The organism is Geodermatophilus sp. DSM 45219, from assembly GCF_900104025.1.
Lineage (GTDB): Bacteria > Actinomycetota > Actinomycetes > Mycobacteriales > Geodermatophilaceae > Geodermatophilus.
Genome location: NZ_FNIQ01000005.1, coordinates 296,905 through 323,060, shown reverse-complemented (window position 1 = coordinate 323,060; position 26,156 = coordinate 296,905). Strand labels below are relative to the sequence as shown.

Sequence of the window (26,156 nt, the reverse complement as noted above, 5' to 3'; positions counted from 1 at the left end):
CGTGCGCTTCGGGGTCCTCGGCACCGGCCACTGGGCGCGGACGGTCCACGCGGCCGCCCTCGCCGAGCACCCGACCGCCGAGCTGGTCGGCATCTGGGGGCGGGACCTGGCCAAGGCCGAGGAGGCCGGCGCGGAGTTCGACGTCCCCGGGTCCTCGGAGCTGGCGGCGCTGCTCGACCAGGTGGACGCCGTGGCGATCGCCGTCCCGCCGTCGGTGCAGGTCGGGCTGGCCGAGCAGGCCGCGGCGGCGGGGAAGCACCTGCTGCTGGAGAAGCCGATCGGGTTGTCGCTGGCCGAGGCAGACCGGGTGGTCGCGGCGGTCCGCTCGGCGGGGGTCGCCTCCGTCGTCTTCTTCACCTTCCGCTTCCAGGCCGGGACGTCGACCTGGCTCTCCCAGGCCGCCCGCACCCGCCTGGCCGGGGGCGCCGGCTCGTGGCTGAGCGCGCTGGCCGGCAGCCCCTTCGACTCGGCCTGGCGCCGCGAGCACGGGGCACTGTGGGACATCGGCCCGCACGCGCTCTCGTTGCTGCTCCCCGCGCTGGGCCCGGTGGTGTCGGTGCAGGCCGGTGCCGGCGCAGGGGACACCGTGCACCTGGTGCTGCAGCACGCCACCCCGGGCGTCACGTCGACGGTGACGCTGTCGCACACCGTCGCGCCGATGTCGACGGGCATCGAGTTCTTCGTGCACGGGGACGCCGGCCGGCTGGTGCTGCTGCCGGACACCGAGAGCCCCCTCGAGTCGTTCACCGCCGCGGTCGACGAGCTCGAGGCGGCCGTGGTGACCGGCGGGACGCACCCGTGCGACGTCGGCTTCGCGCGCGACGTCGTCGCGGTGCTGGCGACCGCCGAGCGCGCGCTGGGGTCCGGCTGCCGGGAGCCGGTCGAGGGCTGACCCTCTTCGGGGTGAGGGCGCTGCCGGTCGTCGCGCCACTGCGGGCGTAGGGCGGCACCCTGCTCTCGGTAGTCCACGGTGCAGAGGGACGGGAACGGGCATGGGTTTCGGTGAGTGGTACGTCCGGCGGGGTCGCATCAACCGGACGACGTGGTGGCTGCACTACACGCTGCCGATCGCCGGACTGGGACTGCTGGCGACCTTCGCGGATGCGGCGCTGGGCTATCCGGTCTTCTCCTCGACGGTCGAACCGGGCGACGTCTGGGCCTACCTGGGCGGCCCGCTCAGCACGGTGGTCAGCCTGTTCACGCTGGTGCCATCCATCAGCTCCTCCGTGACCCGGCTGCACGACCGCGGGCACTCGGCGTGGTGGCTGCTGTGGATGCTCGTGCCGCTCGTCGGGTGGCTGGTGCTGTTCATCCAGAACGGCTTCCTGGCCGGGCACCCGGTGCCCAACCGCTACGGCTCGCCGCCCGGCCAGCTCACGGCGTACTGACCGGGCGGTCTCCACGGCCTCGGGTTGCCGGCGTTGCTCGTGGGTTGCCGGTGCTGCAGGACCGGCAGTGGGCGAGTTCGGCCGGCACTGGCCCGGCGCTCACCCTCTCGCGCTGCTCCTGACACCTCCGCGCTGCTGCGACGGCGCGGAAGGGGGTGGAACGGCGCGACAGTGGTTCAGTCGAACGGGTTGGTGAGCACCGGGCTGGCCTGGAGCACGGTGAAGGTCGCCGGGAGGCCATCGGTGGTCGTAGTCCCGGGGACGTCGGCCGTGGCGCCCCCGTTGACGCTGAAGGTGCCGCTCCAGGTGGTGGTCAGCGAGGCGGTGTAGGTGCCGCTGCGGTAGTCGTGGCTGACCGTGTGGTTCGGGTACGGGGCGCCGGGGTCGGTGGTCTGCAGCACGGTGCCGTCGCCGGTGTCCCAGGTGAAGGCGGAGGCGGTGGCGACGATGTCGACGGTGAAGCCGCGGATGTCCACGGTGAAGGTCTCGGTGGTCGGACCGTCGGTGTAGAAGACGACGGGCAGCCCGGCCAGCGCGTTGCCCGGGGGCTGCTGCTGGGTGGGGAGGTCCGGCAGCGGGAGCTCCTGGAAGTACCGGAACACCTCACCCGGGGACGGCGGCGGGTTCAACGCCGTGATGTCGACGCAGCCTCGGCCGAGTGGGAGCCAATCTCCGACAGGGGTGCCTGCGGGAGCGCCCAGCGGATCAAAGCCGTCGACCGTACGGCCGTCCGCGAGAACTAGTCGCTGCCGCTCAAGCACCCTTAGTTGCACGACCTGATCCGGGTTTGCAGGGCAAAGCACGTCGTCGTCAGGACGGCAGATTCCGCCGGCTGCTGTATCGACCTCACATGGCGTCCGCAGCCGGAAGCGGTACGGCTGGGTAGCGTCGGCCACGTTGTTGGCTATCCATTGTCCGTCCGAGTTCTGTGAAACGTATGCGACCTCAAGAGCATCCTCGACGGGCTGAATGCTCGGGCAGATTACGAGACCGCAGTCATCTCCAGCCGCTTGGGCTGATTCGACGCTGAGGCAGCACATGGTCGCGCCTATGGCCGTGATCGTTCGTAATGCCCAGCGCTTCACTGGAATGTCAAACCGGTCATCGACCATGACAGGCGGTCCACTTGCCAAGCGAGGCTCACGCCACCAAGCACGTTGGAGTAGGCGGGGGAGCCGCCCTCCGTCGGAGAACCGGTGCTGTCAAGCACGATGAGCTCGGCTTGGTCAATGCGAAGTGCCATCTCGGCTGTCCCGGGTTTTATTAGGGGATCTCCAATGTCGGTAATGGTAATTTCCCCGCCTTCGTAATCTTCTCCAGCTGCAGCAGCCTCCTCAGCTCGCGTTGCTATGCGGTTGCAGTCCTCGCAGCCGTCGCTGAACTCGCGCAGGGGAGCGGCGTCCATGACGGTCGACGTCCGGTTGATGAGGTCGATGTAGTACCGGACGAAGGCCTCGGCCCCTGCGGCGTCCTGCGTGCGGGCCTCATCGGGCATCGGCAGGTCAGCTGGACCGAGCGGTGGCAGCGCGGGCTCGGACGCGCTGGGCGAGGCATCCGCCTCCGGCAGGGTGTCGCTGGCGGCCTGCTCCTCCGAGCAGCCGCTCAGCACCACCGCGCCGGCCGCGAGGCCTGCCACGAGTCGCAGGGTCCAGCGCCGTCTCACCGTCGTCCACCCCCGTGTCGATCACCGGTCGCCGGGAGACTACGGAGTGCCGCCGCTGCAGGCACGCACCCTTGTGGACAACCACCCGAACGCATTGCCGTCGCGGGTGGCCATGCGACCGGATCCGGAGGGCCTTCCCGGCGTGGACGAGTCCGGTGGCGCACCACCCCCTCGTGGGAGAGGTTGGGGGCCGTGCGCATCGTCGACATCCGCGAGAAGACCGTGCCCATCGAGGCGGACATGTCCAACGCGTTCATCAACTTCTCGAAGATGAACGTCAGCGTCCTCGCGATCGCCACCGACGAGGTGCGCGACGGGGAGCCGGTGGTCGGCTACGGCTTCAACTCCAACGGGCGGTACGCGCAGGGCGGTCTGCTGCGCGAGCGGATCATCCCGCGGGTCCGGGAGGCCGAGCCCGAGAGCCTGATCGGCGAGCACGGCGACCTGGACCCCGAGCTCATCTGGCGTGCCGCCATGCGGGACGAGAAGCCCGGCGGCCACGGTGACCGCGCGGTCGCGATGGGGATCCTCGACATGGCGTCCTGGGACCTCGCCGCCAAGCTGGCCGGCGTCCCGCTGTACCGGCTGCTCAGCGACCGGGCCCGGGACCCGCGCACGCCGGCGGAACCCCTCGCGCGGGTCTGGGTCTACGCCGCCGGTGGCTACTACTACCCGGACCGCGGGATCGAGGCCCTGCAGGCGGAAATGCGCTCCTACCTGGACCTGGGCTACCGCACGGTGAAGATGAAGATCGGCGGCGCTCCGCTGGAGGAGGACGTGCGGCGCATCGAGGCCGTCCTCGCGGTCCTCCCCGAGGGGTGCGACCTCGCCGTCGACGCGAACGGGCGTTTCACCCTGGAGCAGGCCCTCGCCTACGCCGACGCGCTCAGCGCCTACCCCCTGCGCTGGTACGAGGAGGCCGGGGACCCGCTGGACCACGAGGAGCTGCGCCTGCTGGCCGAGCGGTACGAGGGCCCGCTGGCGACGGGGGAGAACCTGCTGTCCTTCCAGGAGGCCCGCAACCTCATCCGCTACGGCGGGCTGCGCCCCGACCGCGACATCCTGCAGATGGACCCGGCGCTGAGCTACGGGCTCACCGAGTTCCGGCGGACCGTGGCGATGCTGTTCGACTCCGGCTGGAACCCCGACCGCTGCGTCCCGCACGGCGGCCACCAGTTCAACCTGTCCATCGCCGCGGCGTTCCACCTGCACGGCGCCGAGTCCTACCCCGGCATCTTCGCGCCCTTCGGCGGCTTCGCCGACGGGTACCCGATCGAGGACGGCCACGTGCGCCTGCCCGACGCGCCGGGCATCGGGCTGGAGCTCAAGGCCGGGCTCGCCCCCGTGCTGGCGGCCGTCCGGGGCTGATCGCCCCGGCCCCTCGACCGCCGCCCGTCAGGGTCGCGAGGCGCCGTCCCGGGGCCCGGCCTGCGCCGGCTGGGGCGGGTGGGGCGGGTGGGGCGGGTGGGGGCCGTCGTCCTCCTCGACGAACACGACCTCGCGCTTGCGGCGCACCGCGGGCAGCACGGCGACGACGAACGCGACCACCGCCAGGACCAGCAGGGTCAGCGACAGCGGCCGGGTCAGGAACACCGTCGCGTCGCCCTGGGAGATGGTCAGCGCGCGGCGGACGTACTCCTCGAGCAGCGGCCCCAGGACGAACCCCAGCAGCAACGGTGCCGGCTCGCAGCCCAGCTTGATCAGCCCGTACCCGAGGACCGCGAAGAAGGCGATGGCGTAGACGTCGAAGGCGTTGAGGTTGATGGAGAACGTGCCGATGGCGGCGAACCCGATGATCGCCGGGAACAGCCAGCGGTACGGGATGGCGAGCATCTTCACCCACAGCCCGATCAGCGGCAGGTTGAGCAGCACCAGGAACAGGTTGCCGATCCAGAAGGAGACGATCAGGCCCCAGAAGAGCCCGGGCTCCTCGTTGATGACGTTGGGGCCCGGGACGATGCCCTGGATGAGCAGCGCCCCGATGAGCAGCGCCATGACCGCGTTGGCCGGCAGGCCGAGGGTGAGCAGCGGGATGAAGGAGGTCTGCGCTGCGGCGTTGTTCGCCGACTCCGGGCCGGCGACGCCCTGGATGGCGCCCCGACCGAACTCCTGCGGGTCCTTGGCGACGCGCTTCTCCGTGGAGTAGGAGATGAACGACGCGAGGACGTGCCCCGCGCCGGGGAGGACGCCGAGCCCGGAGCCCAGGGCGGTGCCGCGCAGCACGGGCATCCGGATGCGGCGGAAGTCGTCCCTGGTCAGCCAGAGGTCCTGGACCTTCTTGACCATGACCGACCGGACCATCGAGCCCTCGAGGTTGCGGAGGATCTCGGCCACGCCGAACAGGCCGACCGCGAGCGAGACGAAGTCCAGGCCGTCGAAGAGCTCCCGCTGGCCGAAGGTGAACCGCGGTGTCCCGGTGGCGATGTCCTGCCCGACGGTGCCCAGCAGCAGGCCGAGCACGATCATGGCCAGCGCCTTGAGCGTCGACCCGCTGGCCAGCGTGATCGAGGCGATGAGGCCGAGCAGGATCAGCGAGGCGAGCTCGGCCGGCCCGAAGTTCAGCGCGAGCCGGGAGAGCGGGGTGGCCAGCAGCGCCACGAAGAGCGTGGCCACGCTGCCGGCGAAGAAGGAGCCCAGTGCCGCGGTGGCCAGCGCCTTGCCGGCGCGGCCCTGCTTGGCCATCTCGTGGCCGTCGATGGCGGTCACGGCCGCCGACGACTCACCGGGCAGGTTGATCAGGATGGCCGTCGTCGACCCGCCGTACTGGGCGCCGTAGTAGATGCCGGCCAGCATGATCAGCGAGGTGGCCGGGTCGAAGCCGAAGGTGATCGGCAGCAGCAGGGCCATGGTGGCGGTCGGCCCGATGCCGGGCAGCACGCCGACCGCGGTGCCGAGGGTGACGCCGATGAGGCAGAACAGCAGGTTGACCGGGGTGAACGCCGTCTCGAACCCGAGGGCGAGGCTGTCGAGGATGCCCATCGGCCCGGTCAGCCCCCGAGCCAGGGGCCGATGAGCGACAACCGCAGCTGCAGCGCGACCACGAAGATCAGCACGCTCAGCGCCGTCAGGCTCGCGGCGATCACCACGGCCGGGACCACCCGGACGCCGCGACCGGCGAGTGCGGCCAGCAGCACCGACACGAACAGCGCGGGCACCAGGCCCAGATCACGGACCGTGGCGCCGAAGAACAGGATGGCGGCGATGATCAGGACGAGCGACCGCCACGGGACCGTGCCCAGGTCACCGCCCTCGCCGGCGACGAAGCCCTTGACGGCGATCGAGATGCCCAGCAGGACCAGGATCGCGCCGAGGACCAGCGGGAAGAACCCCGGTCCCATGCGCAGCGCGGTACCGATCTCGTAGGTCGTGGAGGTGACGGCGAAGGCCAGGCCGAAGCCGGTGAACACCGCGCCCGCCAGGAGGTCCTTGCGTGCGTCCTGCAGTTTCATGCGTGTCCTCAGGTCTCGGGGACGGCGGTGGGGCGGGGCATCCGCTGAGGAAGTCCCGCCCCACCGCCACGGGCATCAGTCCGCGGAGACGCCGGCCTCTTCGATGATGGGCTGCCAGAGGTCGATCTGGCTGGACAGCTGCTCGGTGTGCGCCTCGGGCGTCGCGTCGGACTCCGGCGACGGCGTGGCACCCAGCTCGGCGAGCTGGTCGATCACGTTCTGGTCGGTCAGGGCCACCTGGAGCGCGGCGGTGAGCTCCTCGACGATCCCGTCCGGGGTCTCGGCCGGGACGTAGAGCCCGTGCCACACGCCGACCTGCAGGTCCGGCAGGCCGGCCTCCTCGGTCGTCGGCAGGTCGGGGAGGCTCGCCACGCGCTCCGGGGTGGTCACCGCGTAGCCGGTGATCTCACCGGACTGGATCTGCCCGGTGGTGTTCGTGGTCTGGTCGCACATGATGTCGACCTGCCCGCCCACCAGGTCGGTCAGCGCCGGGCCGGTCCCCTCGTAGGCCACCTCGGTGAGGGTCGTGTCCGTCGCCTGCTGGAAGAGCAGGCCGCACAGCTGCGAGGCGGCGCCGACGCCGGCGTTGGCGATGGTGACGGTGTCCTGGTTCTCCTGGACGTAGGTGACCAGCTCCTCGAGCGTGGTGGGCCCCAGGTCGTTGCGGGCCACGATCGTCATCGGGACCTCGGTGACCAGCCCGACGGTCTCGAAGTCCTCCAGCGGCGCGTAGGGCAGGTCGCTGTACAGCGACGGCGCCGTGGACATGCCGATGTGGTGCATCAGGACGGTGTAGCCGTCCGGCTCGGCCGAGGCGACCTGGCCGGCCGCGATCGTGCCGCCGGCACCCTCGACGTTCTGGACGACGACCGGCTGGCCGAGCTCCTCGCTCATCGGCTCCGCGATCAGCCGGGTCACCGTGTCCGTCGGGCCGCCGGCCGAGAACGGCACGACGAAGGTGATGTCGCCGTCCGGGTAGGAGGCCGCGGCGTCCTCCCCGCCACCGCCGCCACCACCGCAGGCGGCGAGGGTCAGCGCGGCGGCCGCCAGGCCGATCACCGGGCGGGTGCGGCCCGGGCGCGGGCGCGCGGTGGCGTCGTACGAGTGGCCCTGTCGCATCGAGTGGCGTCCTTCTGGGTTGTGTACCGGCCGGGAGCGCCGGAACGCTATCACCGAGCGTGACGCCCGCCACGTCGCGTGACCGACTCGTGTCCGAAGGGCTGGCGGTGGGGTGCGGAGGTCCGGGGCCGGCGAGCACTCCGGACGGGCCGGCCGGCGCGTCAACGAGAGGTGGGGTCCTCGCCGAGTCGCCCCGCGAAGCGCGTGAAGAGGGTGGCGAAGGCCCGCCGGTCGTCCGGTGTCCAGTCGGCGACCACCTCCTCGAGCACCTGGGCGCCGGCGCGGGAGACCGACTCCTGCAGCCGCCGTCCCTCCCCGGTGGCGCTCACCAGGACGACCCGCCCGTCGGACGGGGAGGGGGCGCGCGCGACGAGTCCCTTGTCCACGAGCCGCCGCAGCTGGCTGGTCACCGTGGACTTGTCCACGCCCTGCCAGCTGGCGAGGTCGCCCATCCGGACCGGGCCGTGCCGCACCACGCCGTCCAGCAGCCAGAGGTCGGTCGGCGAGAGGTCGGCCGCCTCCGGGCCGGCGAGCTCACCGGCGACCGACGGGCGCGACGCCCACCGCAGCAGCCGGGTGATCGCGGCCTGCAGTGTGACGACGTCCGGATTGTTTGAGAACACAACAGTGAGGGTAATCCAACTACATCACGACGATCCGACGAGGAGGACCCGACATGACCACCACCCAGCCCACCGCACCCGCCTCCGGCATGGTGACGATCGCCCGGTTCGACAGCTACGCCGGTGCCCAGCACCTGGTCGACCGGCTGTCCGACGAGCGCTTCCCGGTGGAGAACGTCCGCATCGTGGGCAACGGCATCCGCAGCGTCGAGGACGTCACCGGCCGCCTCACCAAGGGCCGGGCCGCCCTCTACGGCGCCGGCATGGGCGCCTGGTGGGGCCTGTTCGTCGCGCTGCTCTTCGCCATCTTCACCATCGGCCCGGCCTGGTGGGGCGTGCTCGTGACCACCGTGCTGATCGGCGCCGTCTTCGGCGCGGTCGCCGGCTTCCTCGGCCACCTCGCCACCGGCGGACGGCGCGACTTCAGCAGCGTGACCGGCCTGCAGGCCGCCGAGTACGAGGTGCAGGTGGACGCCGGCCGGTACGAGGAGGCCGTGCGCCTGCTGTCCCGCCCCACCGCAGCCTGACGGCCGGCAACGGGCCGGGAGCTCAGGCGCCCAGCGCCGCGGCGAGCTCCTCGAACGAGGCCACCGACAGGTCGGCGTCCGGGGCGGTGGGCGGCGGCACCACCCGGCCGCCGAACTCGTCCGGCCGGTGCACGTAGGCGGTGCGCAGGCCGCGCGCCCGCGCCGCGGCGAGGTCGTCGACGTGCGCGGCGACCATCACCACCGACGACGGCGGCAGCGCCAGCAGCTCCGCCGCCGAGTCGTAGACCTCCGGGTCGGGCTTGTACCGCCGCACCACCTCGGCGCCCAGCACGCAGTCCCACGGCAGCCCCGACCGCCGCGCCAGGTCGACCTGCAGCGCGATGTTGCCGTTGGACAGCGGCGCCAGCACGTGCGACCGCGCCAGCCGGCGGAGGCCCGGGACGACGTCCGGCCACGGGTCCAGCCGGTGCCAGGCGAGCACCAGCTCCTCGCGCACCCCGACCGGGACGTCGGCCCGCCCGGCGTCGCCCAGCACGTCGTCCAGCGAGGCGCGGTGCAGCGCGTCCAGCGGCGTCCACGGCAGCTCCCCGGAACGCACCCGCTCCATCGACGGCACGTACCGCCCGCGCCAGTCGTCGGCGAACGCCGGCGCGTCCACCGACGGGCCCAGCAGCCGGCGCACCTCGCGGGCGACCCCGCCGCGCCAGTCGACGACGGTGCCGAACACGTCGAAGACCAGCGCGCGGGCCTCCACTACAGCCCCAGCGCCGCGGACACCTCGGCGCGCAGCTGGTCGAGCTCGTCGGCCCCCCGGCCGCGGGCCGCGATGATCCCCGCGTCGTCGTGCACCGGGACGACGGTCTCCAGGTAGGCCTTGAGCTTGGGCTCGGTGCCGCTGGGCCGCACGACCACCCGGACGCCGTCGCCGAGCAGCCGGACGGCGTCCACGGCGGGGGTCTCGTCCAGCAGGTCGGTGGCGGTCACCTCCCGGCCCAGCAGGCGGGCGGGCGGCGAGGACCGCAGCCGCGCCGTCATCGCGCCGATCCGCGACAGGTCCTCGACCCGCACCGACAGCTGCCCGGTGGCGAACAGCCCGTGCTCCACGGCCAGCTCGTCGAGCCGGTCGGTCAGCGTGCGGCCGGTCGCCTCGAGCTCGGCGGCGAGCAGGGCGACGGCCAGCGCGGCCGAGATGCCGTCCTTGTCCTTGACGACGTCCGGCGCCACCGCGTAGCCGAGCGCCTCCTCGTAGCCGAACACCAGCGGCTCGTCGTCGGTCCCCGCGCGGACGATCCACTTGAACCCGGTCGGGGTCTCGGCGAACCGCACGCCGTGCGCCCCGGCCAGCGCGTGCAGCAGCGAGCCGCTGACCAGCGACGCCGCGTACGTGCCGCGCACCCCGCGCCGCAGCAGCCAGTCGGCCAGCAGCCCGCCCACCTCGTCGCCGGTCAGCTGGCGCCCGCCGCAGACCACCGAGCAGCGGTCGGCGTCGGGGTCCTCGGCGATCGCCACGTCGGCGTCGACCCGCGCCGCCAGCGCGGAGAGCAGGTCGACCGCCCCGGGCTCTTCCGGGTTGGGGAAGGCCACGGTCGGGAACGCCGGGTCGGGCTCGTCCTGCTCGGCCACGCTCACCGGCGGCGCGAAGCCGGCGGCCTCGAACACGGAGCGCGTCGTGGCCGACCCCACGCCGTGCATCGCGGTGTAGGCCACCGTCAGCGCGGACCGGTCGGCGGCCGGCACCCGGTCGGGCTCCAGCGCCCGCACGACGGCGGCCACGTAGTCGGCCTCGACGTCGTCCCCGAGCGTCAGCCAGTCGTCGGACGTCGGCACCTCGCGCGCGGGGCCGACCGCGGCGATCGCCGCCTCGATCTCCCGGTCGGCCGGCGGCACCAGCTGCGCGCCGTCGCCGAGGTAGACCTTGTAGCCGTTGTCGTCGGGCGGGTTGTGGCTCGCGGTCACCATGATCCCGGCCGCGCAGCCCAGGTGCCGGACGGCGTAGGCGAGCACCGGCGTCGGCAGCGGCCGCGGCAGCACCTGGACGGCGAACCCCTGCGCGGTCAGCACCGCCGCCGAGACGCGGGCGAACTCGTCGGACCGCCGGCGGGCGTCGAAGCCGATCACCACGCCGCCGCCGTCGTGCCCGGAGCCGGCGAGCCAGCGGCCCAGCCCCGCCGCCGCGCGGGTCACCACGGCCGCGTTCATCCCCGCCGGCCCGGCGCGCAGCGGGCCGCGCAGCCCGGCGGTCCCGAACGTCAGCGGCCCCGCGAACCGGCGCTCCAGCTCGGCCCGGTCGCCGGCCTCGACCAGCGCCTGGATCTCCGCCCGGTCGCCGTCGTGCGGGTCGGCGTCGGCCCACGCACGGGCCGTCTCCAGCAGGCTCACCGGGGTTCCCCGGCGTGCTCGGCCGCGAAGTCCGACGTCGTGAACTCGCCGCCCACCCGGCCGTGCACCGGGTCGGCCGGGTCGGGCTCGCCGTGCACCTCGACGAGCGCGGCGGCGTAGGCCTCGGCGTCGTCGGCCGGCTCGTACCCCAGCGCGCGGGCGGCGCCGAGGTCCCACCAGTTGCGGGTGTTGTCCGAGACGCCCCACACCACGGCGAAGCCGGGGGACGGCGCCCGCAGTGCCGCGTCGACCAGCGCGACCTGGTCGCCGGGGGAGAGCCAGGTGGAGAGGTGGCGGGTCGCCGTCGGCTCGGGCAGGGCGCTGCCGATGCGCAGGCAGACCACGTCCAGGCCGTAGCGGTCGGCGTAGAGCGAGCCCAGCGCCTCCATCGCCACCTTGGACACCCCGTAGTAGGTGTCCGGCCGCGGCAGGCCGTCGTCCTCCCGCAGCAGTCCGGACGCCGGGCGCGGGGTGAAGCCGGTGGCGTGGTTGCTCGACGCCAGCACCACCCGGGGGACGCCCGCCCGCCGGGCCGCCTCCAGCACGCAGTAGGAGCCCTCGATGTTGGCGTGCGAGACCGCCGCCCACGTCGACTCCGTGGAGACGCCGCCCATGTGCACGACGGCGGAGGCACCGGAGACGGCCCCGACCATGGCGGCGAGGTCGGTGACGTCGGCGACGACGGTCTCCTCGCCGGGACGCGGGTCGTCGATCGGCGCGACGTCCAGGGAGCGCACCGCCCAGCCGCGCTCGGGCAGCCCGCCGCGCAGCACCGTGCCGATCTGCCCGGCCGCCCCGGTGAGCAGCACCGGACCCGTCACGATGACACCTGTTCGCTCACGCGGGACGCTCCGCTCCTCGCTCCGGGGTCCAGGCCGCCTCCGCGGTCGGTCCGCTCCTCGCTCGTTCCTCGCTGCGATGCTCCCTCCCTGTGGGCGGCCGCCTCGCTGCGATGCTCACGCCCCTGCCCGCTCACGGCAGCCGCCCGGTGAACTCCACGAGGAACTCGCCCAGCCTGCCCGCCGCCGCCTTGCCCGCCGCGAGCACCTCCTCGTGGTCGAGCTTCTCCCCGGTGATCCCGGCGGCCGCGTTGGTGACCATCGACAGCCCCAGCACCTCCAGGCCGGCCGCCCGCGCGGCGATGGCCTCCAGGGCCGTCGACATGCCCACCAGGTCCGCCCCGAGCGTGCGCAGCATCCGGATCTCGGCCGGCGTCTCGTAGTGCGGCCCGGGCAGCGCGGCGTAGACGCCCTCGGTCAGCGACGGGTGCAGCTCGCGGGCCAGCGACCGCAGCCGCGCCGAGTACAGGTCGGTCAGGTCGACGAACGTGGCACCGACCAGCGGCGAGCGGGCGGTCAGGTTGAGGTGGTCGCTGATCAGCACCGCCTGGCCGACCCGGTGGTCGGGGGCGAGGCCGCCGGCGGCGTTGGTGAGGACGACGGTGCGCACCCCCGCGGCGGCCGCCGTCCGGACGCCGTGCACCACGGGCTCGACGCCGCGGCCCTCGTAGAGGTGCGTGCGGCCCAGGAACAGCAGCGCCTTCCGGTCGCCCACCCGCACCGAGCGGACCTCGCCGCCGTGGCCCACCGCGGTCGGGGCGGCGAAGCCGGGCAGCTGCCCGATGGCGACGCTGCCCTCGACGGCGCCGAAGGCGTCGGCGGCCGGGGCCCAGCCCGAGCCCATCACCACGGCCACGTCGTGGCCGCCACCGAGGGCGCTGGTCAGGTCGTCGGCCGCGCGGGCGGCGAGGGCGGCGGGGTCGTCCGCGGGGGGTGCACTCACGGCAGGACGCTAACGCAGCGGCCGCGGCGGGTGAGGAGGCACACGGGCCACACCCGTCCCGTCGCGGGCGTGTCCGCTGGAGGCCGGGAGAGGGGCGGCCGACTGTGTCGAGGTGCAGCGCATCGACATCGACGGCGTCCCCGTCTTCACCGCCGACGGCCCGGCACGGACCACCGCCGCCCTGGTCTTCGGCGTCGGGCTCCGCGACGAGACCTTCGCGACCATCGAGGTCACCCACCTCGTCGAGCACCTCGCCATGGGCGCGCTGCCGAAGTCGCACCTGCGGTGCAACGCCGTCACCGACGTGGACACCACGACCTTCCACGCCACCGGCCGGCCCGAGGCCGTCGGCGCCTTCCTCGAGGGCGTCTGCCGCGCGCTGGGCGACCTGCCCACGGAGCGGATGGAGCTCGAGGTCGGCGTGCTGCAGGCCGAGAGCTGCTCGACCGCGCACTCGACCCTCGGCGCGCTGTGGGCCGCCCGCTTCGGGCTGACCGGCCCCGGCCTCGCCGTGGCCGACGGGCCCGGGCCGGAATACCTGGCCGAGGAGACGGTGCGGGCGCACGCGCGCCGGTGGTTCACCCGGGGCAACGCCGCGGTGTGGTGCTCCGGCACCCTCCCACCCGGGCTGCGGCTGCCGCTGCCGGCCGGCCCGCGCCCCGAGCGCGCCGTCCCGCAGGCCCGGCCGCAGACCGGCCCGGTGTGGACCACCGGCCACGGCGCCGGCGTCGGGCTGCTGCTGACCGCCGGCGGCGCGGGGGACCCCGCGCTGACGATGGGAGTCGAGGTGCTCAAGGAGCGGCTCCGCGACACCGCCCGGCACGCCCGGGGGCTGAGCTACTCGGTCGACTCCCTGGCCCTGGACCTCACGGCCGACCGGCGCGAGGTCGCCGTCGTCGTCGACGCGAGGGAGGGGCAGGAGGACGCCGTCGCGGGCCTGCTCTGGCGGGCGTACACGGAGCTGTGCGCCTCCGGCCCCACCGCGGCCGAGCTCGCGCACGCGGTCGCCGGCTTCGAGGAGGAGCTGGACGCCGACGAGCGCGCGGTGACCGAGTCCGAGCTCGCCGACGCCGCCTACTGCGCGGTCGGCGGTCTGCCCTTCCGCCCGGTGCAGGACGTCGTCGACGCCTGGCGGACGACGACGCCCGAGCGGGTCGCGGCGGCCCTGCGCGGCACCCGGTCGACGGCGATCCTGTACGTGCCCGAGGGCGTCGACTACCCGGGTCCGGGCGCCCCGGTCGAGCGCCGCTACGTGTGCGACGTGCAGGGCGCGCTGCCGGTCGGGCAGACCTTCCGGCCCTCGGCCCTGGCCCGGCTGCTCTCCCGGGACAGCCGGGTCGCCCTGGTCGTCGGCGAGCAGGAGCTGGCCCACCGGGACAGCGACGGCGACGTGCACAGCATCCCGTGGGAGCTGGTCGAGGCGGCGCTGCCCTCCGAGGACGGCCGGGCGGTCGTCGTCGTCGGGCGCAACCTGTGCAGCGCGGTCGTGGACGAGCAGCGGTTCGGGCGGCGGGCCGTCGCGGCGGTGCAGGCGCGGGTGCCGGCCGCGCGGTGGCTGCCCCGCCCGAGGACCGCGGGGGACGACCTGGTGGAGGCCGTCGTCCCGGGGGCCGGAGCAGCCGGTCGTCCCTAGACTGCGAGGGTGCAGATCCCCTTCCGGTCCTCCGAGCGGGCCAGCCTCGGCGTCGAGTGGGAGCTGCAGCTCGTCGACCTGCGGACGCGGCAGCTGACCGCCGGAGCCGTGGAGATCCTGGAGGAGATCCGGCCCGAGGGCCTCGACGAGCACCCCAAGGCCAAGCACGAGCTGCTGCAGTCGACCGTCGAGGTGATCACCGGCATCTGCAGCACCGTCGCCGAGGCCAAGGCCGACCTGGCCGGCACCGTCGCCGAGGTGCGGGCGGCCGCCGAGCGCCGCGGCCTGAGCCTGATGTGCGCCGGCACCCACCCGATCACCGACTGGCAGACGCAGCAGATCTCCCCCAAGGAGCGCTACCTGCAGCTGGTCGAGAAGATGCAGTGGCTGGCCCGCCGGCTGCAGATCTTCGGCGTCCACGTGCACGTCGGCGTCCGCGCGCCGGAGAAGGCCATCCCGATCGTCAACGCGCTCACCCAGTACGTGCCGCACTTCCTCGCGCTGTCGGCGTCCTCCCCGTTCTGGGTCGGCTGCGACACCGGGCTGGCCTCGGCCCGCTCCAAGGTGTTCGAGGGGATGCCGACCGCCGGGCTGCCCTACCAGCTGTCGGGCTGGGACCGGTTCGAGGAGTACATGGAGACGCTGATCTCCACGCACGCCATCGAGAGCGTCCGCGAGGTGTGGTGGGACATCCGCCCGCACCCGGACTTCGGCACCGTCGAGCTGCGCATCTGCGACGGGCTGCCCACCCTCGACGAGGTCGGCGCGGTCGCGGCGCTGTCCCAGTGCCTGGTCGAGCAGTTCGACACCCAGCTCGACCGCGGCTACACCCTGCCGGTGCCGGCCTCGTGGGTGCTGCGGGAGAACAAGTGGCGGGCGGCCCGGTACGGCCTGGACGCCGACATCGTGGTCGACGACAAGGGCACGGTGCTGCCGGTCCGCCAGGCGATCGCCGACCTGGTCGAGGAGCTCGAGCCCACCGCCCGCCGGCTGGGCTGCGAGGCCGAGCTGGCCGACGTGCACCGGATCCTCGCCGTCGGCGCCTCCTACCAGCGGCAGCGCGCGGTCGCCCTGGCGTCGGACGGCGACCTGACCGCCGTCGTCGACAGCCTGCTCGCCGAACTGCGGGACGGGCTGCCCCGCAGCGGCCCGGGGGACCAGCCGCCGGGGCCGGTGCCCGGCCCGGCACGGTGCACCGGGGGCCACGCGGCATGAGGGGCTCGGCGGCATGAGGGGCTCGGCGGCATGAGCGGCATGAGCGGCACGGCGGCATGAGGGGCTCGGTCTCGTGACGGAGTTCCCGGAGAAGCTGGGGACGGCGGTCGACGAGTGGGTCGCCGACCAGCAGCCCCAGCTGGTCGCCGTCCGCCGGCACCTGCACGCCCACCCCGAGCTGGCCTTCGCCGAGTTCGAGACGACGTCCTTCGTCGAGCAGCGGCTGCGCAGCGCCGGCCTGGAGCCCAAGCGGCTGCCCAGCGGCACCGGGCTGGTCGTCGAGGTCGGGTCCGGGGACCCGGTCGTGGTGCTGCGCGCCGACATCGACGCCCTGCCGCTGGCCGACCTCAAGGACGTCCCCTACGCCTCCACCCGCGAGAACACCTGCCACGCCTGCGGGCACGACGTGCACACCACCGTCGTCCTCGGTGCCGCGCTGGCCCTCGCGGCGCTCGACGAGCTGCCCGGGACCGTGCGCTGCGTCTTCCAGCCCGCCGAGGAGTCGGTGCCCGGCGGGGCCACCGAGGTGGTCGCGGCCGGTGTGCTCGCCGGGGCGTCGCGCGCCTTCGCGCTGCACTGCGACCCCTCGATCCCGGCCGGCAGCATCGGCCTGCGCACCGGCGCGATCACCGCTGCGTGCGACCGGATGGACGTCACCCTCACCGGCCCCGGCGGGCACACCGCGCGCCCGCAGCTGACCGTCGACCTGGTCGACGCGCTCGGCCGGCTGATCACCGACCTCCCCGCGCTGCTGTCCCGGCAGGTCGACCCGCGCGCGGGCATGTCGCTGGTGTGGGGCGCGGTCAACGCCGGGGTGGCGGCCAACGCCATCCCGCAACGCGGCCACCTGCGCGGCACCGTGCGGGTGCTGGACCGCGAGACGTGGCGGGACGCCGAGACGCTGCTGCGCTCGCTCGTCGAGCGGGTCGCGGCCACCACCGGCGCCGGCGTGGAGGTCGACTACATCCGCGGCGTGCCGCCGGTGGTCAACGACCCGCGGGCGGTCGCGCTGCTGCGCTCGGCGGCCCTGGAGACGGTCGGCACCAAGGGGCTGCAGCTGTCCCCGCAGAGCATGGGCGGGGAGGACTTCGGCTGGTTCGCCGACGTCCTGCCGATCGCGCTGGCCCGGCTGGGCACCCACGGCGGCGGCGCCCCGCTGGACCTGCACCGGGGCACGTTCGACGTCGACGAGCGGGCGATCGCGGTCGGCGTGCGGCTGATGGCCCGCACCGCGCTGCACGCGCTGGCCGCCGACGCGGGCGTTCCACCGTCCGGCCCGACGCCGCAACCCAGCGGTTCCGGTCCGGGTGCGCGACGGTAGACACTGACGCCGATCGACCGACGATGCCGGGAGCCCGATGATGCGTTCCTCCGATCAGCAGACCGCCGCGCCCGCCGACGCCGAGGTGCCGGCCGAGCACGAGGTCCCCGACCACCTGCCGCTCGCCGCCGGGTTCCCGGCCGCCACCCGGGAGGCCTGGCGGGAGCTGGTCGCCGGGGTGCTGCGCAAGGCCGGGCGCGAGGACCTCCCCGACCCGGTCGAGGACGCGCTGCGGGTGCCGGTGGCCACCGGTGTCGACGTCGCCCCGCTCTACACCGCCGAGGACGCCGGGAACCTGCCCACCGCGGTCGGCGTCCCGGGTCTCCCGCCGTTCGTCCGCGGCGGCCGGCCCGCGGTCGGTCCCGCCGGCTCGGCCGCCGTCTCCGCCGCCGGGGGCACCGAGGGGGGCGCGTCCGGCAGCTGGGACGTGCGGCAGCGGCACGCCCACCCGGACGTCGCGCGGACCCGGGAGGCCGTCGCCGCCGACCTGGAGAACGGCGTCACCTCGCTGTGGCTGGAGGTCGGCGAGGGTGCGGTCCCCGCGGACGCCCTCGGCGAGGTGCTCACCGACGTCTACCTCGACCTCGCGCCGGTCGGCGTCTCCGGTGGACTCCCCGCCGCGGAGGCGCTGCTCGCCCTCGTCGACGGGCGCACCGACCTCGCCCCCGGTGGCTCGCTCGGGCTGGACCCGCTCGGCGTGCAGGCGGCCTCGGGGCAGGAGCAGGACCTCACCGGGCTGGCCGGGATCGCCCGCCGCGCACCCGCGGGCTGGCGGACCGTCGTCGTCGACGCCACGGTCTTCGCCGACGCGGGCGCCTCCGCCGTCGAGGAGCTCGGCTGCTCGCTGGCCGCGGGCGTGGCCTACCTGCGGGCGCTCACCGACGGCGGGTTGTCGACCGACGAGGCGTTCGCCCAGCTGGAGTTCCGCTACGCCGCGACCGCCGACCAGTTCACGACGATCGCCGCGCTGCGCGCCGCCCGCCGGCTGTGGGACCGGGTCGGCGAGGTCAGCGGCGCGTCACCCGACGTCCGCGCGCAGCGCCAGCACGCGGTCACCTCGTCGGTGATGACGACCAGGCGCGACCCCTGGGTCAACATGCTGCGGACGACGGTGGCCTGCTTCGCCGCGGGCGTGGGCGGTGCGGACGTCGTCACGGTGCAGCCCTTCGACGCCGCGCTGGGCCTGCCCGACGCCTTCTCCCGCCGGATCGCCCGCAACACCCAGAACCTGCTGGTGGAGGAGGCGCACCTCGCCCGCGTCCTCGACCCGGCCGGCGGCTCCTGGTACGTCGAGTCGCTCACCGACGCGCTCGCGACGGCGGCCTGGGACTGGTTCACCGAGATCGAGCGGGCCGGTGGGCTGGCCGCCGCACTCGGTTCGGGCCTGGTGCGCGACCGGATCGCCGCCGCGTGGGACGCGCGCGCCGACCGGCTGGCGCACCGCACCGACGCGATCACCGGCGTGAGCGAGTTCCCGAACCCCACCGAGAAGCTGCCCGAGCGGCAGCCCGGGGCGGACCTGCGCCGCACCGGGGGCCTGCCGCGCGTGCGCGCCGCCCAGGGGTTCGAGGAGCTGCGCGACCGCGCCGACGCCGCAGCGCAGTCGGGGGCAGGGCGCCGTCCGGAGGTCTACCTCGCGACCATCGGACCGATCGCCCGGCACACCGCGCGGGCGACCTTCGCCGGCAACCTGTTCCAGGCCGGCGGGATCGCGACGGCGCCCGGGGACGGGGCCGGCGGGTTCGCCGACGCCCGCACGACGGTCGCCTGCATCTGCGGGACCGACCGCGACTACGCGGAGACGGCGGCCTCGCTGGCCGCCGAGCTCCGCGCCGCCGGGGCCACCCAGGTGTGGCTGGCCGGGAAGCCGTCGCTCGCCGTCGAGGGCGTCGACGGGTACGTGTACGCCGGGTGCGACGCGCTCGACGTCCTCCACCAGGTACACCAGCAGCTGGGGGTTCCGGCATGAGTGCGATTCCCGACTTCGGCAGCGTCGAGCTGGGCCGCCCCGCGGCCACCGGATCGGCCGACGACTGGGCCAAGCGGTTCAAGGAGACCACCGGCCGGGGCGTGGAGGAGGCGGCCTGGGAGACGCCGGAGGGCATCGCCGTCCCGCCGCTGTACACCCCGGCCGACCTCGACGGCCTGGACTTCCTGCGGACCTACCCGGGGCTGCCGCCCTACCTGCGCGGGCCCTACCCGACGATGTACACCACCCAGCCGTGGACGGTGCGCCAGTACGCGGGCTTCTCCACCGCCGCGGACTCCAACGCGTTCTACCGGCGCAACCTCGCCGCCGGGCAGAAGGGCCTGTCGATCGCGTTCGACCTACCCACCCACCGCGGCTACGACTCCGACCACCCGCGCGTGGTCGGCGACGTCGGCATGGCCGGGGTGGCCGTCGACTCGATCCTGGACATGCGGCAGCTGTTCGACGGCATCCCGCTGGACCGGATGAGCGTCTCGATGACCATGAACGGCGCCGTCCTGCCGGTGCTCGCGCTCTACATCGTCGCGGCCGAGGAGCAGGGGGTGGAGCACGGTCAGCTGACCGGGACCATCCAGAACGACATCCTCAAGGAGTTCATGGTCCGCAACACCTACATCTACCCGCCGAAGCCGTCGATGCAGATCATCAGCGACATCTTCGCGTTCACCTCGCGGGAGATGCCGCGGTTCAACTCGATCTCCATCTCCGGCTACCACATCCAGGAGGCCGGGGCGACGGCCGACCTGGAGCTGGCCTACACGCTGGCCGACGGCGTGGAGTACCTCGAGGCGGGCAAGGCGGCCGGGCTGGACGTCGACGCGTTCGCCCCGCGGTTGAGCTTCTTCTGGGCGATCGGCATGAACTTCTTCATGGAGGTCGCGAAGCTGCGGGCCGGGCGGCTGCTGTGGGCGCGGCTGGTGAAGGAGGCCGGGGCGCAGAAGGACAAGTCGCTGTCGCTGCGCACCCACTCGCAGACCTCGGGCTGGTCGCTGACCGCGCAGGACGTCTACAACAACGTCGTCCGCACCTGCCTGGAGGCCATGGCCGCCACCCAGGGGCACACCCAGTCGCTGCACACCAACGCCCTGGACGAGGCGCTGGCGCTGCCCACCGACTTCTCCGCCCGGATCGCCCGCAACACCCAGCTGCTGCTGCAGCAGGAGTCCGGGACGACGCGGGTCATCGACCCGTGGGGCGGGTCGGCCTACGTCGAGCGGCTGACCTACGACCTGGCCCGCCGCGCGTGGGCGCACATCGAGGAGGTCGCCGAGCACGGCGGCATGGCCCAGGCCATCGACGACGGCATCCCGAAGCTGAGGATCGAGGAGGCCGCCGCCCGCACCCAGGCGCGCATCGACTCGGGCCGGCAGCCGGTCATCGGCGTGAACAAGTACCGCGTGGACGCCGACGAGGCGATCGAGGTGCTGCGGGTGGACAACGCCGACGTGCTCGCCCAGCAGAAGGCCAAGCTGGCGGAGCTGCGGGCCTCCCGTGACGCGGGTGCCGTGCAGGAGGCGCTGCGCCGGCTCACCGACGCCGCCCGCGCGGCGGCCGAGGGACGGCGGGGGAGCGACCTGGACGCCAACCTGCTGAAGCTCGCCGTCGACGCGGCGCGGGCCAAGGCGACGGTCGGGGAGATCTCCGACGCGCTGGAGGAGGTGTACGGGCGGCACGCCGGCCAGGTGCGCACGATCTCCGGTGTGTACCGCGACGAGGCAGGAGCATCGGGCCCGATGGAGGAGACCCGGCGGATGGCCGAGGCGTTCGAGGAGGCCGAGGGACGGCGTCCCCGCATCCTGGTCGCGAAGATGGGCCAGGACGGCCACGACCGCGGGCAGAAGGTCATCGCGACCGCCTTCGCCGACCTCGGCTTCGACGTCGACGTGGGCCCGCTGTTCCAGACGCCGGAGGAGGTCGCCCGGCAGGCGGTGGAGGCCGACGTGCACGTCGTCGGCGTCTCCTCGCTGGCCGCCGGCCACCTGACGCTGGTGCCGGCGCTCAAGCAGGCGCTCGCCGACCTCGGGGCCGAGGACGTCGTCATCGTGGTCGGCGGGGTCATCCCGCCCGACGACGTGCCGACGCTCCAGGAGATGGGTGCGGCGGCGGTGTTCCTGCCGGGCACGGTCGTCGCGGAGGCGGCGCAGGACCTGCTGCGGACGCTGTCCTCGCGCCTCGGGCACTGATGGGCCGTCCCATCGACGTCCCGGCGCTCGTCGAGGGCGTCCTCAAGGGCGACCGGCGAGCGGTGGCGCGGGCGATCACGCTCGTCGAGTCCCACCGCGCCGACCACCGGGAGCGGGCGCAGGAGCTGCTCGTGGAGCTGCTGCCGCACACCGGGGGCGCCCGTCGGATCGGCATCAGCGGGGTCCCCGGGGTGGGGAAGTCGACCTTCATCGACCAGCTCGGGGTCACGCTGACCGCGGCGGGCTCCAAGGTCGCCGTCCTCGCCGTCGACCCGTCGTCCGCCCGGTCGGGGGGCTCGATCCTCGGCGACAAGACGCGGATGGCGCGGCTGTCGGTCGACCCGAACGCGTTCATCCGCCCGTCGCCGACGTCGGGCACGCTCGGCGGGGTCGCGCAGGCGACGCGGGAGTCGATGGTCGTCGTCGAGGCGGCCGGTCACGACGTCGTCCTGGTGGAGACCGTGGGTGTCGGGCAGTCGGAGATCACCGTCGCCGAGATGGTGGACTCGTTCCTGTTCCTGACGCTGGCCCGCACCGGGGACCAGCTGCAGGGGATCAAGCGCGGCATCCTCGAGATCGCCGACGTCATCGCCGTGAACAAGGCCGACGGCCCGGCCGCGGGCGACGCGCGCAAGGCCGCCCGCGAGCTGGCCGGGGCGATCCGCATGCTGCGCGGGCACGGCGAGGAGTGGGACGTCCCCGTGCTCACCTGCGCGGGGCTGACCGGCGAGGGTCTCGACGAGGTGTGGGCCAGGCTGGTCGAGCACCAGGACCGGCGGAAGGCGTCCGGCGCGTTCGACAAGCACCGGCGGTCGCAGCAGGTGCGCTGGACCCGGCAGCTGGTGCGCGACGGGCTGGAGCACCGGCTGCGCGCGCACCCCGGCGTCCGGGCGGCCACGCCGGCGCTGGAGGCGGCGGTGCTGGCCGGCGAGCTGACCCCGGCGCTGGCCGCCCGGCAGCTGCTGGAGACCTTCCTGCACGACTCCTGAGGTCGATGTGTGAGCCAGGTCACGGGACGCTAGCGTCCGGGCAGGGTCGTGCCCGCGGCCCCTCCCCGCTGCCGAGACGAGGCAAACCGTGCCGATCGACAACCCGTACTACTCCGCCGCGGTCCACGGCGACTTCGAGCTCGCCGACATCGGCGACCTCGTGCTCGAGGAGGGCGCCACCCTGCGCGGCTGCCAGCTCGCCTACCAGACCCTGGGCACGCTGAGCGCGGCCAGGGACAACGCCGTCCTCGTCCCGACCTGGTACTCCGGCAACCACTCGGTCATGCGGGACACCTACGTCGGCGCGGGCCGGGCGATCGACCCCGCCGAGCACTTCGTCGTCCTGGTCAACCAGATCGGCAGCGGGCTGGGCACCTCGCCGCACGACCTGGCCGGGCCCTACGGCCGGGCCCGCTTCCCGCGGGTGCGCATCGGGGACGACGTCGTCGCCCAGGAACGGCTGCTGCGCGAGGTGCTCGGCGTCGAGGAGCTGGCGCTGGTCTTCGGTGGGTCGATGGGCGCCCAGCAGACCTACGAGTGGGCCGTCCGGTTCCCCGACAAGGTCAAGCGGGCCGCGCCGCTGGCCGGGACGGCGCGGATGTACCAGCACTGCGTGATCTGGGCGCAGACGCTGGTCGACACGCTGCGCGGGGACCCGGCCTATTCAGGCGGCTGGTACCGCCACTCCGCCGACGTCCGGGAGGGCCTGCAACGGCATGCCGGGTTGTTCGCGCTGTACGTGCTGTCCAACGAGTTCTGGACCGGCGAGCACTGGCGCGCCCTGGGGTTCAGCTCGCCCGAGGACTTCGTCATCGGGTTCCTGGAGGCCTACTTCGCACCGATGGACGCCGGGGACCTGCTCGCCCAGGCGTGGAAGTGGCAGCACGGCGACGTCAGCCGGCACACCGGCGGGGACCTCGCGGCCGCGCTGGGCCGGATCACCGCGAAGACGGTCGTGATGCCGATCAGCACCGACAAGTTCTTCCCACCCGAGGACTGCGCCGCCGAGCAGGCGCTCGTCCCCGACAGCAAGCTCGCCGTCATCGAGGACGTGCACGGCCACGCCGCGCTGTTCGGGCTCACGCCGTCCTACGTCGAGCAGGTCGACGGCGCGCTGCGCACGCTGCTGGAGACGCCGGCCTGAGCCGGGGTCTCCCCGCCGCGATCACGAAGTCCGGGAAGCGACACGCGGGGTCGAGACCGCGTGTCGCTTCCCGAAGCCCATGATCACCGGGCGTCCACAGGGCGGCGGTGATCCGCAGATGGGGTCGGCCGTCTCCCGTCCGCCGGGCACCGTCCGACGCTGCCCGGCGCAGCGGAGGCACAGGCAGGTCTGCGGCAGGTGGTCCGGTTGCGCCGACTCGTGCCCCACGCCGACCCGCGGACCGGCTCCCCGATGGAGTCCCGGATGCGCTGGCGCTTCATCGACGCCGGGTTCCCCGCTCCGGACCTCCAGTCGAGGTGGCGGCCGGTGGCCGGGCCCGGTGGGTCGACATCGGCTGGCGGGAGGAGCGTGCGGGTGCGGAGTTCGACGGTCAGGAGGCGCACATGACGCCGCAGCAGCTGCGCGACGACCGGCGCCGGCACAACCGGCTGACGGAGGACCACTGGACGCTGCTGCACGTCACCGGGACCGACGTCCACCGCCAGCACCGGCAGATGCTCGCGGTCACCGCCCGGGCGCTGGGCCTGCCTGCCGGCCGCTGGCGATCGTGATGCTCCGGGAGCGACACCCCGGACCCGGACGGCGTGTCGCTTCCCGGGTCTCATGATCGCGGGGGAGGGGGAGGCCTCGGGTCAGACGCCGGTGGAGCGGCACTCGCGGGCGCGGAGCTCGGCGAGGTAGTCGTCCGGGGCCCCGGCGGCCTCGGCGGCGTCGGCCAGCGCGCCCAGGTACCGGGCCGACGGCAGCCCGCCCTCGAACGCGTCGAGCACGTAGACCCACGCCACCTGGTCACCGGTGAGCGTGTGCACCTGCAGGCGCAGCTTGCGGTACAGCCCGCGGTCGGCACCCTCCCAGGCGTCGAGTTCCTGCTCGTCGGCCTCGGTGAGGTCGTAGAGGGCGACGAAGACGCCGGGGGAGAGCGCCTCGCCCGGCGTGGTGTCGTCGGGGACGAGGGTGGCCAGCGCCCCCTCCCAGCCGTACTCCTCGGCGCCGAAGGTCAGCCGCCAGCCCTCGATCCAGCCGGTGCCGGTGTGCGGGGAGGAGGGACAGCGCCGGAGCATCTGTGCGGGGTCCATGTTCGACCCGTAGGCGGCGTAGAGGCCCATCACCAGGCAGCCTACGCACCGTGTGGCACGCCCCTCGCTGCGAGATGGGCCACGGTGTCACCCGGAGCGGGGACAATGACCCCCGGCACGTGTCCGCACCGCACCGAGAAGGACTCCCATGACCCGCATCGTCATCATCGGCGGCGGACCCGCCGGCTACGAGGCCGCGCTGGTCGCCGCTTCCCTCGGTGCGCAGGTCACCGTGGTCGAGCGCGACGGCGTCGGCGGGGCGAGCGTCCTCACCGACTGCGTCCCCTCCAAGACCTTCATCGCCTCGGCCGGCGTGATGAGCAACGTGCGCGACTCGGCCGCGCTCGGCGTGCGCGGCTCCGAGCTCGCCACCGTCGGCATCGACCTGGGCGCGGTCAACCAGCGGGTCAAGGGCCTCGCGGTGGCGCAGTCGGCCGACGTCAAGGCCCGGCTCGTCGGCGAGGGCGTGCGGGTCGTCGCCGGCCAGGGGCGGGTGTCCGACGAGCGCCGCGGCCTGGCCGAGCACCGGGTCGACGTGCTGGACGGCGACGGCGCGGTCACCGAGACCCTGGAGTGCGACGTCGTGCTCATCGCGACCGGGGCCGACCCCCGCGTGCTGCCCGGCGCCGAGCCCGACCACGAGCGCGTGCTGGACTGGCGCGACGTCTACGACCTGCAGGAGATGCCCGAGCACCTGGTCGTGGTCGGCTCCGGCGTGACGGGTGCGGAGTTCGCCTCCGGCTACCTGGAGGCCGGCGTCCCGGTGACGCTTGTGTCCTCGCGCGACCGCGTGCTGCCCGGCGAGGACTCCGACGCCGCGGAGGTGCTGGAGGAGGTCTTCCAGTCCCGCGGTGGCCGCCTGGAGCGCGGCCGGGCCGGCGCGGTGCGGCGCAGCGAGAAGGGCGTCGTCGTCGAGCTCACCGACGGGCGCACCGTCGAGGGCTCGCACGCGCTCATGACCGTCGGCACCGTGCCCAACACCGCCGGGCTCAACCTGGAGCAGGCGGGCGTCGAGCTCGCGCCGTCCGGCCACGTCGTCGTCGACCGGGTCTCGCGCACCAGCGTGCCCGGCATCTACGCCGCCGGGGACGTCACCGGGGTGTTCCAGCTGGCGTCGGTCGCGGCGATGCAGGGCCGGATCGCCATGTGGCACGCGCTCGGCGAGGCGGTCACCCCCATCCGGCTCAAGACCGTCGCGGCCAACGTCTTCACCCACCCGGAGATCGCCACGGTCGGCGTGCAGGAGAAGACGCTCACCGAGGGCGCGGACATCGACGTCGTCCGGCTGCCGCTGGCCACCAACGCCCGGGCCAAGATGGCCGACCTGCGCGACGGCTTCGTCAAGCTGTTCGCCCGGCAGGCGACCGGGGTGGTCGTCGGCGGTGTGGTCGTCGCGCCGGGGGCCTCGGAGCTGATCCTGCCGATCGCCCTCGCTGTCACGAAGGGGCTGACGGTCAGCGACCTGGCGCAGACCTTCGCGATCTACCCGTCGCTGTCCGGCTCGATCACCGAGGCCGGGCGCCGGCTCATGCGCGCGGACGCGCTCGCGTGAGGCGGCCGGGGCGCGTGTGACGACCGCCCCCGGCCGCTGACACGGGTGGGACGGGCGGGACGCCGCGGGTGGGGCGCCCGGGGCCCGGGGTGGGTCGTGGGACCGATGTGACACCGGGTTCGGCTGGAGTCCCGGTCGCCG

24 protein-coding genes are annotated in these 26,156 nt (G+C 74.1%); 13 read left to right on the top strand and 11 right to left on the bottom strand.

Features of this window, described 5'->3' with window-relative positions; all coding sequences use genetic code 11:
• Window position 1 precedes the first annotated feature (1 nt).
• Both BLR12_RS17170 and BLR12_RS17165 read left to right on the top strand, forming a co-directional pair.
• Window positions 2–892: a Gfo/Idh/MocA family protein gene (locus BLR12_RS17170; RefSeq protein ID WP_091380764.1), complete on the top strand. Its 891-nt coding sequence runs from the start codon at window positions 2–4 to the stop codon at window positions 890–892.
• A gap of 100 nt (window positions 893–992) precedes the next feature.
• Window positions 993–1,388, top strand: a complete 396-nt coding sequence (locus BLR12_RS17165) for a DUF805 domain-containing protein (RefSeq protein WP_091380762.1) — start codon at window positions 993–995, stop codon at window positions 1,386–1,388.
• Between the two features lie 176 nt (window positions 1,389–1,564).
• On the opposite strand, the gene BLR12_RS24655 is transcribed toward BLR12_RS17165, so the two are convergent.
• Together BLR12_RS24655 and BLR12_RS17155 are read right to left on the bottom strand one after the other, a co-directional pair.
• The gene (locus BLR12_RS24655; RefSeq protein WP_176832566.1) at window positions 1,565–2,017 is read right to left on the bottom strand and encodes a hypothetical protein; all 453 of its coding nucleotides are present in this window, start codon (window positions 2,015–2,017) and stop codon (window positions 1,565–1,567) included.
• 452 nt (window positions 2,018–2,469) lie between these two features.
• Window positions 2,470–3,024 (bottom strand): DUF6318 family protein, encoded by a 555-nt coding sequence (locus BLR12_RS17155; RefSeq protein ID WP_091380760.1) that lies wholly within the window; start codon window positions 3,022–3,024, stop codon window positions 2,470–2,472.
• A 219-nt stretch (window positions 3,025–3,243) separates the two neighbouring features.
• On the opposite strand from BLR12_RS17155, the gene BLR12_RS17150 reads away from it, so the two are divergent.
• Window positions 3,244–4,419 (top strand): enolase C-terminal domain-like protein, encoded by a 1,176-nt coding sequence (locus BLR12_RS17150; RefSeq protein ID WP_091380758.1) that lies wholly within the window; start codon window positions 3,244–3,246, stop codon window positions 4,417–4,419.
• Between the two features lie 27 nt (window positions 4,420–4,446).
• Here BLR12_RS17150 and BLR12_RS17145 read toward each other — a convergent pair whose 3' ends face one another.
• The 4 genes from BLR12_RS17145 to BLR12_RS17130 form a co-directional block, all read right to left on the bottom strand.
• Window positions 4,447–6,030 (bottom strand): tripartite tricarboxylate transporter permease, encoded by a 1,584-nt coding sequence (locus BLR12_RS17145; protein ID WP_091380757.1) that lies wholly within the window; start codon window positions 6,028–6,030, stop codon window positions 4,447–4,449.
• 8 nt (window positions 6,031–6,038) lie between these two features.
• A complete protein-coding gene (locus BLR12_RS17140) occupies window positions 6,039–6,500 on the bottom strand; it encodes a tripartite tricarboxylate transporter TctB family protein (protein WP_091380754.1) in 462 nt (153 codons plus the stop codon).
• 75 nt (window positions 6,501–6,575) lie between these two features.
• A complete protein-coding gene (locus BLR12_RS17135) occupies window positions 6,576–7,619 on the bottom strand; it encodes a tripartite tricarboxylate transporter substrate-binding protein (protein WP_091380752.1) in 1,044 nt (347 codons plus the stop codon).
• A gap of 161 nt (window positions 7,620–7,780) precedes the next feature.
• On the bottom strand, window positions 7,781–8,242 hold the full coding sequence (locus tag BLR12_RS17130) for a MarR family winged helix-turn-helix transcriptional regulator (protein WP_176832565.1): 462 nt from the start codon (window positions 8,240–8,242) through the stop codon (window positions 7,781–7,783).
• A gap of 53 nt (window positions 8,243–8,295) precedes the next feature.
• Here BLR12_RS17130 and BLR12_RS17125 point away from each other — a divergent pair, with 53 nt between their 5' ends.
• Window positions 8,296–8,769, top strand: coding sequence for a YflT domain-containing protein (locus BLR12_RS17125; RefSeq protein ID WP_091380746.1), 474 nt, complete (start codon window positions 8,296–8,298; stop codon window positions 8,767–8,769).
• Window positions 8,770–8,791: 22 nt separating this feature from the next.
• Here the strand turns inward: BLR12_RS17125 and BLR12_RS17120 are convergent, their stop codons facing one another.
• From BLR12_RS17120 to BLR12_RS17105, 4 genes are all read right to left on the bottom strand, one after another.
• Window positions 8,792–9,484: a haloacid dehalogenase type II gene (locus BLR12_RS17120; RefSeq protein WP_091380741.1), complete on the bottom strand. Its 693-nt coding sequence runs from the start codon at window positions 9,482–9,484 to the stop codon at window positions 8,792–8,794.
• Window positions 9,484–11,109 carry a phospho-sugar mutase gene (locus BLR12_RS17115; RefSeq protein WP_091380738.1) on the bottom strand — a complete coding sequence of 542 codons (1,626 nt, stop codon included), beginning with the start codon at window positions 11,107–11,109 and terminating at the stop codon, window positions 9,484–9,486. Before BLR12_RS17115 ends, BLR12_RS17120 begins: the two co-directional genes overlap by 1 nt.
• Window positions 11,106–11,930, bottom strand: a complete 825-nt coding sequence (locus BLR12_RS17110) for an NAD-dependent epimerase/dehydratase family protein (RefSeq protein ID WP_091380733.1) — start codon at window positions 11,928–11,930, stop codon at window positions 11,106–11,108. Before BLR12_RS17110 ends, BLR12_RS17115 begins: the two co-directional genes overlap by 4 nt.
• Before the next feature lie 151 nt (window positions 11,931–12,081).
• Window positions 12,082–12,891, bottom strand: coding sequence for a purine-nucleoside phosphorylase (locus BLR12_RS17105; protein WP_091380730.1), 810 nt, complete (start codon window positions 12,889–12,891; stop codon window positions 12,082–12,084).
• A gap of 112 nt (window positions 12,892–13,003) precedes the next feature.
• Between BLR12_RS17105 and BLR12_RS17100 the strand changes: the two genes are divergently transcribed.
• The 8 genes from BLR12_RS17100 (at window position 13,004) to BLR12_RS24650 (ending at window position 23,938) form a co-directional block, all read left to right on the top strand.
• Window positions 13,004–14,524, top strand: coding sequence for a peptidase M16 family protein (locus tag BLR12_RS17100; RefSeq protein WP_091380727.1), 1,521 nt, complete (start codon window positions 13,004–13,006; stop codon window positions 14,522–14,524).
• 9 nt (window positions 14,525–14,533) lie between these two features.
• Window positions 14,534–15,739 carry a glutamate--cysteine ligase gene (locus BLR12_RS17095; protein ID WP_091380724.1) on the top strand — a complete coding sequence of 402 codons (1,206 nt, stop codon included), beginning with the start codon at window positions 14,534–14,536 and terminating at the stop codon, window positions 15,737–15,739.
• 73 nt (window positions 15,740–15,812) lie between these two features.
• Window positions 15,813–17,060, top strand: a complete 1,248-nt coding sequence (locus tag BLR12_RS17090; RefSeq protein WP_091380722.1) for an amidohydrolase — start codon at window positions 15,813–15,815, stop codon at window positions 17,058–17,060.
• 40 nt (window positions 17,061–17,100) lie between these two features.
• A complete protein-coding gene (locus tag BLR12_RS17085) occupies window positions 17,101–19,029 on the top strand; it encodes a methylmalonyl-CoA mutase family protein (protein ID WP_091381250.1) in 1,929 nt (642 codons plus the stop codon).
• On the top strand, window positions 19,026–21,233 hold the full coding sequence (scpA, locus tag BLR12_RS17080; protein ID WP_091380719.1) for a methylmalonyl-CoA mutase: 2,208 nt from the start codon (window positions 19,026–19,028) through the stop codon (window positions 21,231–21,233). The genes BLR12_RS17085 and scpA overlap by 4 nt, the downstream gene beginning before the upstream one ends.
• Complete coding sequence (meaB, locus tag BLR12_RS17075; protein WP_091380716.1) at window positions 21,233–22,222, top strand: methylmalonyl Co-A mutase-associated GTPase MeaB; 990 nt, start codon at window positions 21,233–21,235, stop codon at window positions 22,220–22,222. The genes scpA and meaB overlap by 1 nt, the downstream gene beginning before the upstream one ends.
• 88 nt (window positions 22,223–22,310) lie before the next feature.
• A complete protein-coding gene (locus BLR12_RS17070; protein ID WP_091380715.1) occupies window positions 22,311–23,366 on the top strand; it encodes an alpha/beta fold hydrolase in 1,056 nt (351 codons plus the stop codon).
• A gap of 404 nt (window positions 23,367–23,770) precedes the next feature.
• Window positions 23,771–23,938, top strand: coding sequence for a hypothetical protein (locus BLR12_RS24650; RefSeq protein WP_176832564.1), 168 nt, complete (start codon window positions 23,771–23,773; stop codon window positions 23,936–23,938).
• Between the two features lie 81 nt (window positions 23,939–24,019).
• On the opposite strand, the gene BLR12_RS17060 is transcribed toward BLR12_RS24650, so the two are convergent.
• Complete coding sequence (locus BLR12_RS17060) at window positions 24,020–24,493, bottom strand: gamma-glutamylcyclotransferase (protein WP_091380711.1); 474 nt, start codon at window positions 24,491–24,493, stop codon at window positions 24,020–24,022.
• Between the two features lie 118 nt (window positions 24,494–24,611).
• Here BLR12_RS17060 and BLR12_RS17055 point away from each other — a divergent pair, with 118 nt between their 5' ends.
• A complete protein-coding gene (locus tag BLR12_RS17055) occupies window positions 24,612–26,015 on the top strand; it encodes an NAD(P)H-quinone dehydrogenase (protein ID WP_091380709.1) in 1,404 nt (467 codons plus the stop codon).
• Window positions 26,016–26,156: the final 141 nt, after the last annotated feature.

Coding starts and splice junctions, on each gene's coding strand:
- BLR12_RS17165 (WP_091380762.1), top strand. CDS start 993: ATGGGTTTCGGTGAGTGGTACGTCCGGCGGGGTCGCATCAACCGGACG.
- BLR12_RS17145 (WP_091380757.1), bottom strand. CDS start 6,030: ATGGGCATCCTCGACAGCCTCGCCCTCGGGTTCGAGACGGCGTTCACC.
- BLR12_RS17140 (WP_091380754.1), bottom strand. CDS start 6,500: ATGAAACTGCAGGACGCACGCAAGGACCTCCTGGCGGGCGCGGTGTTC.
- BLR12_RS17135 (WP_091380752.1), bottom strand. CDS start 7,619: ATGCGACAGGGCCACTCGTACGACGCCACCGCGCGCCCGCGCCCGGGC.
- BLR12_RS17125 (WP_091380746.1), top strand. CDS start 8,296: ATGACCACCACCCAGCCCACCGCACCCGCCTCCGGCATGGTGACGATC.
- BLR12_RS17085 (WP_091381250.1), top strand. CDS start 17,101: ATGCGTTCCTCCGATCAGCAGACCGCCGCGCCCGCCGACGCCGAGGTG.
- scpA (WP_091380719.1), top strand. CDS start 19,026: ATGAGTGCGATTCCCGACTTCGGCAGCGTCGAGCTGGGCCGCCCCGCG.
- meaB (WP_091380716.1), top strand. CDS start 21,233: ATGGGCCGTCCCATCGACGTCCCGGCGCTCGTCGAGGGCGTCCTCAAG.
- BLR12_RS24650 (WP_176832564.1), top strand. CDS start 23,771: ATGACGCCGCAGCAGCTGCGCGACGACCGGCGCCGGCACAACCGGCTG.
- BLR12_RS17060 (WP_091380711.1), bottom strand. CDS start 24,493: ATGGGCCTCTACGCCGCCTACGGGTCGAACATGGACCCCGCACAGATG.
- BLR12_RS17055 (WP_091380709.1), top strand. CDS start 24,612: ATGACCCGCATCGTCATCATCGGCGGCGGACCCGCCGGCTACGAGGCC.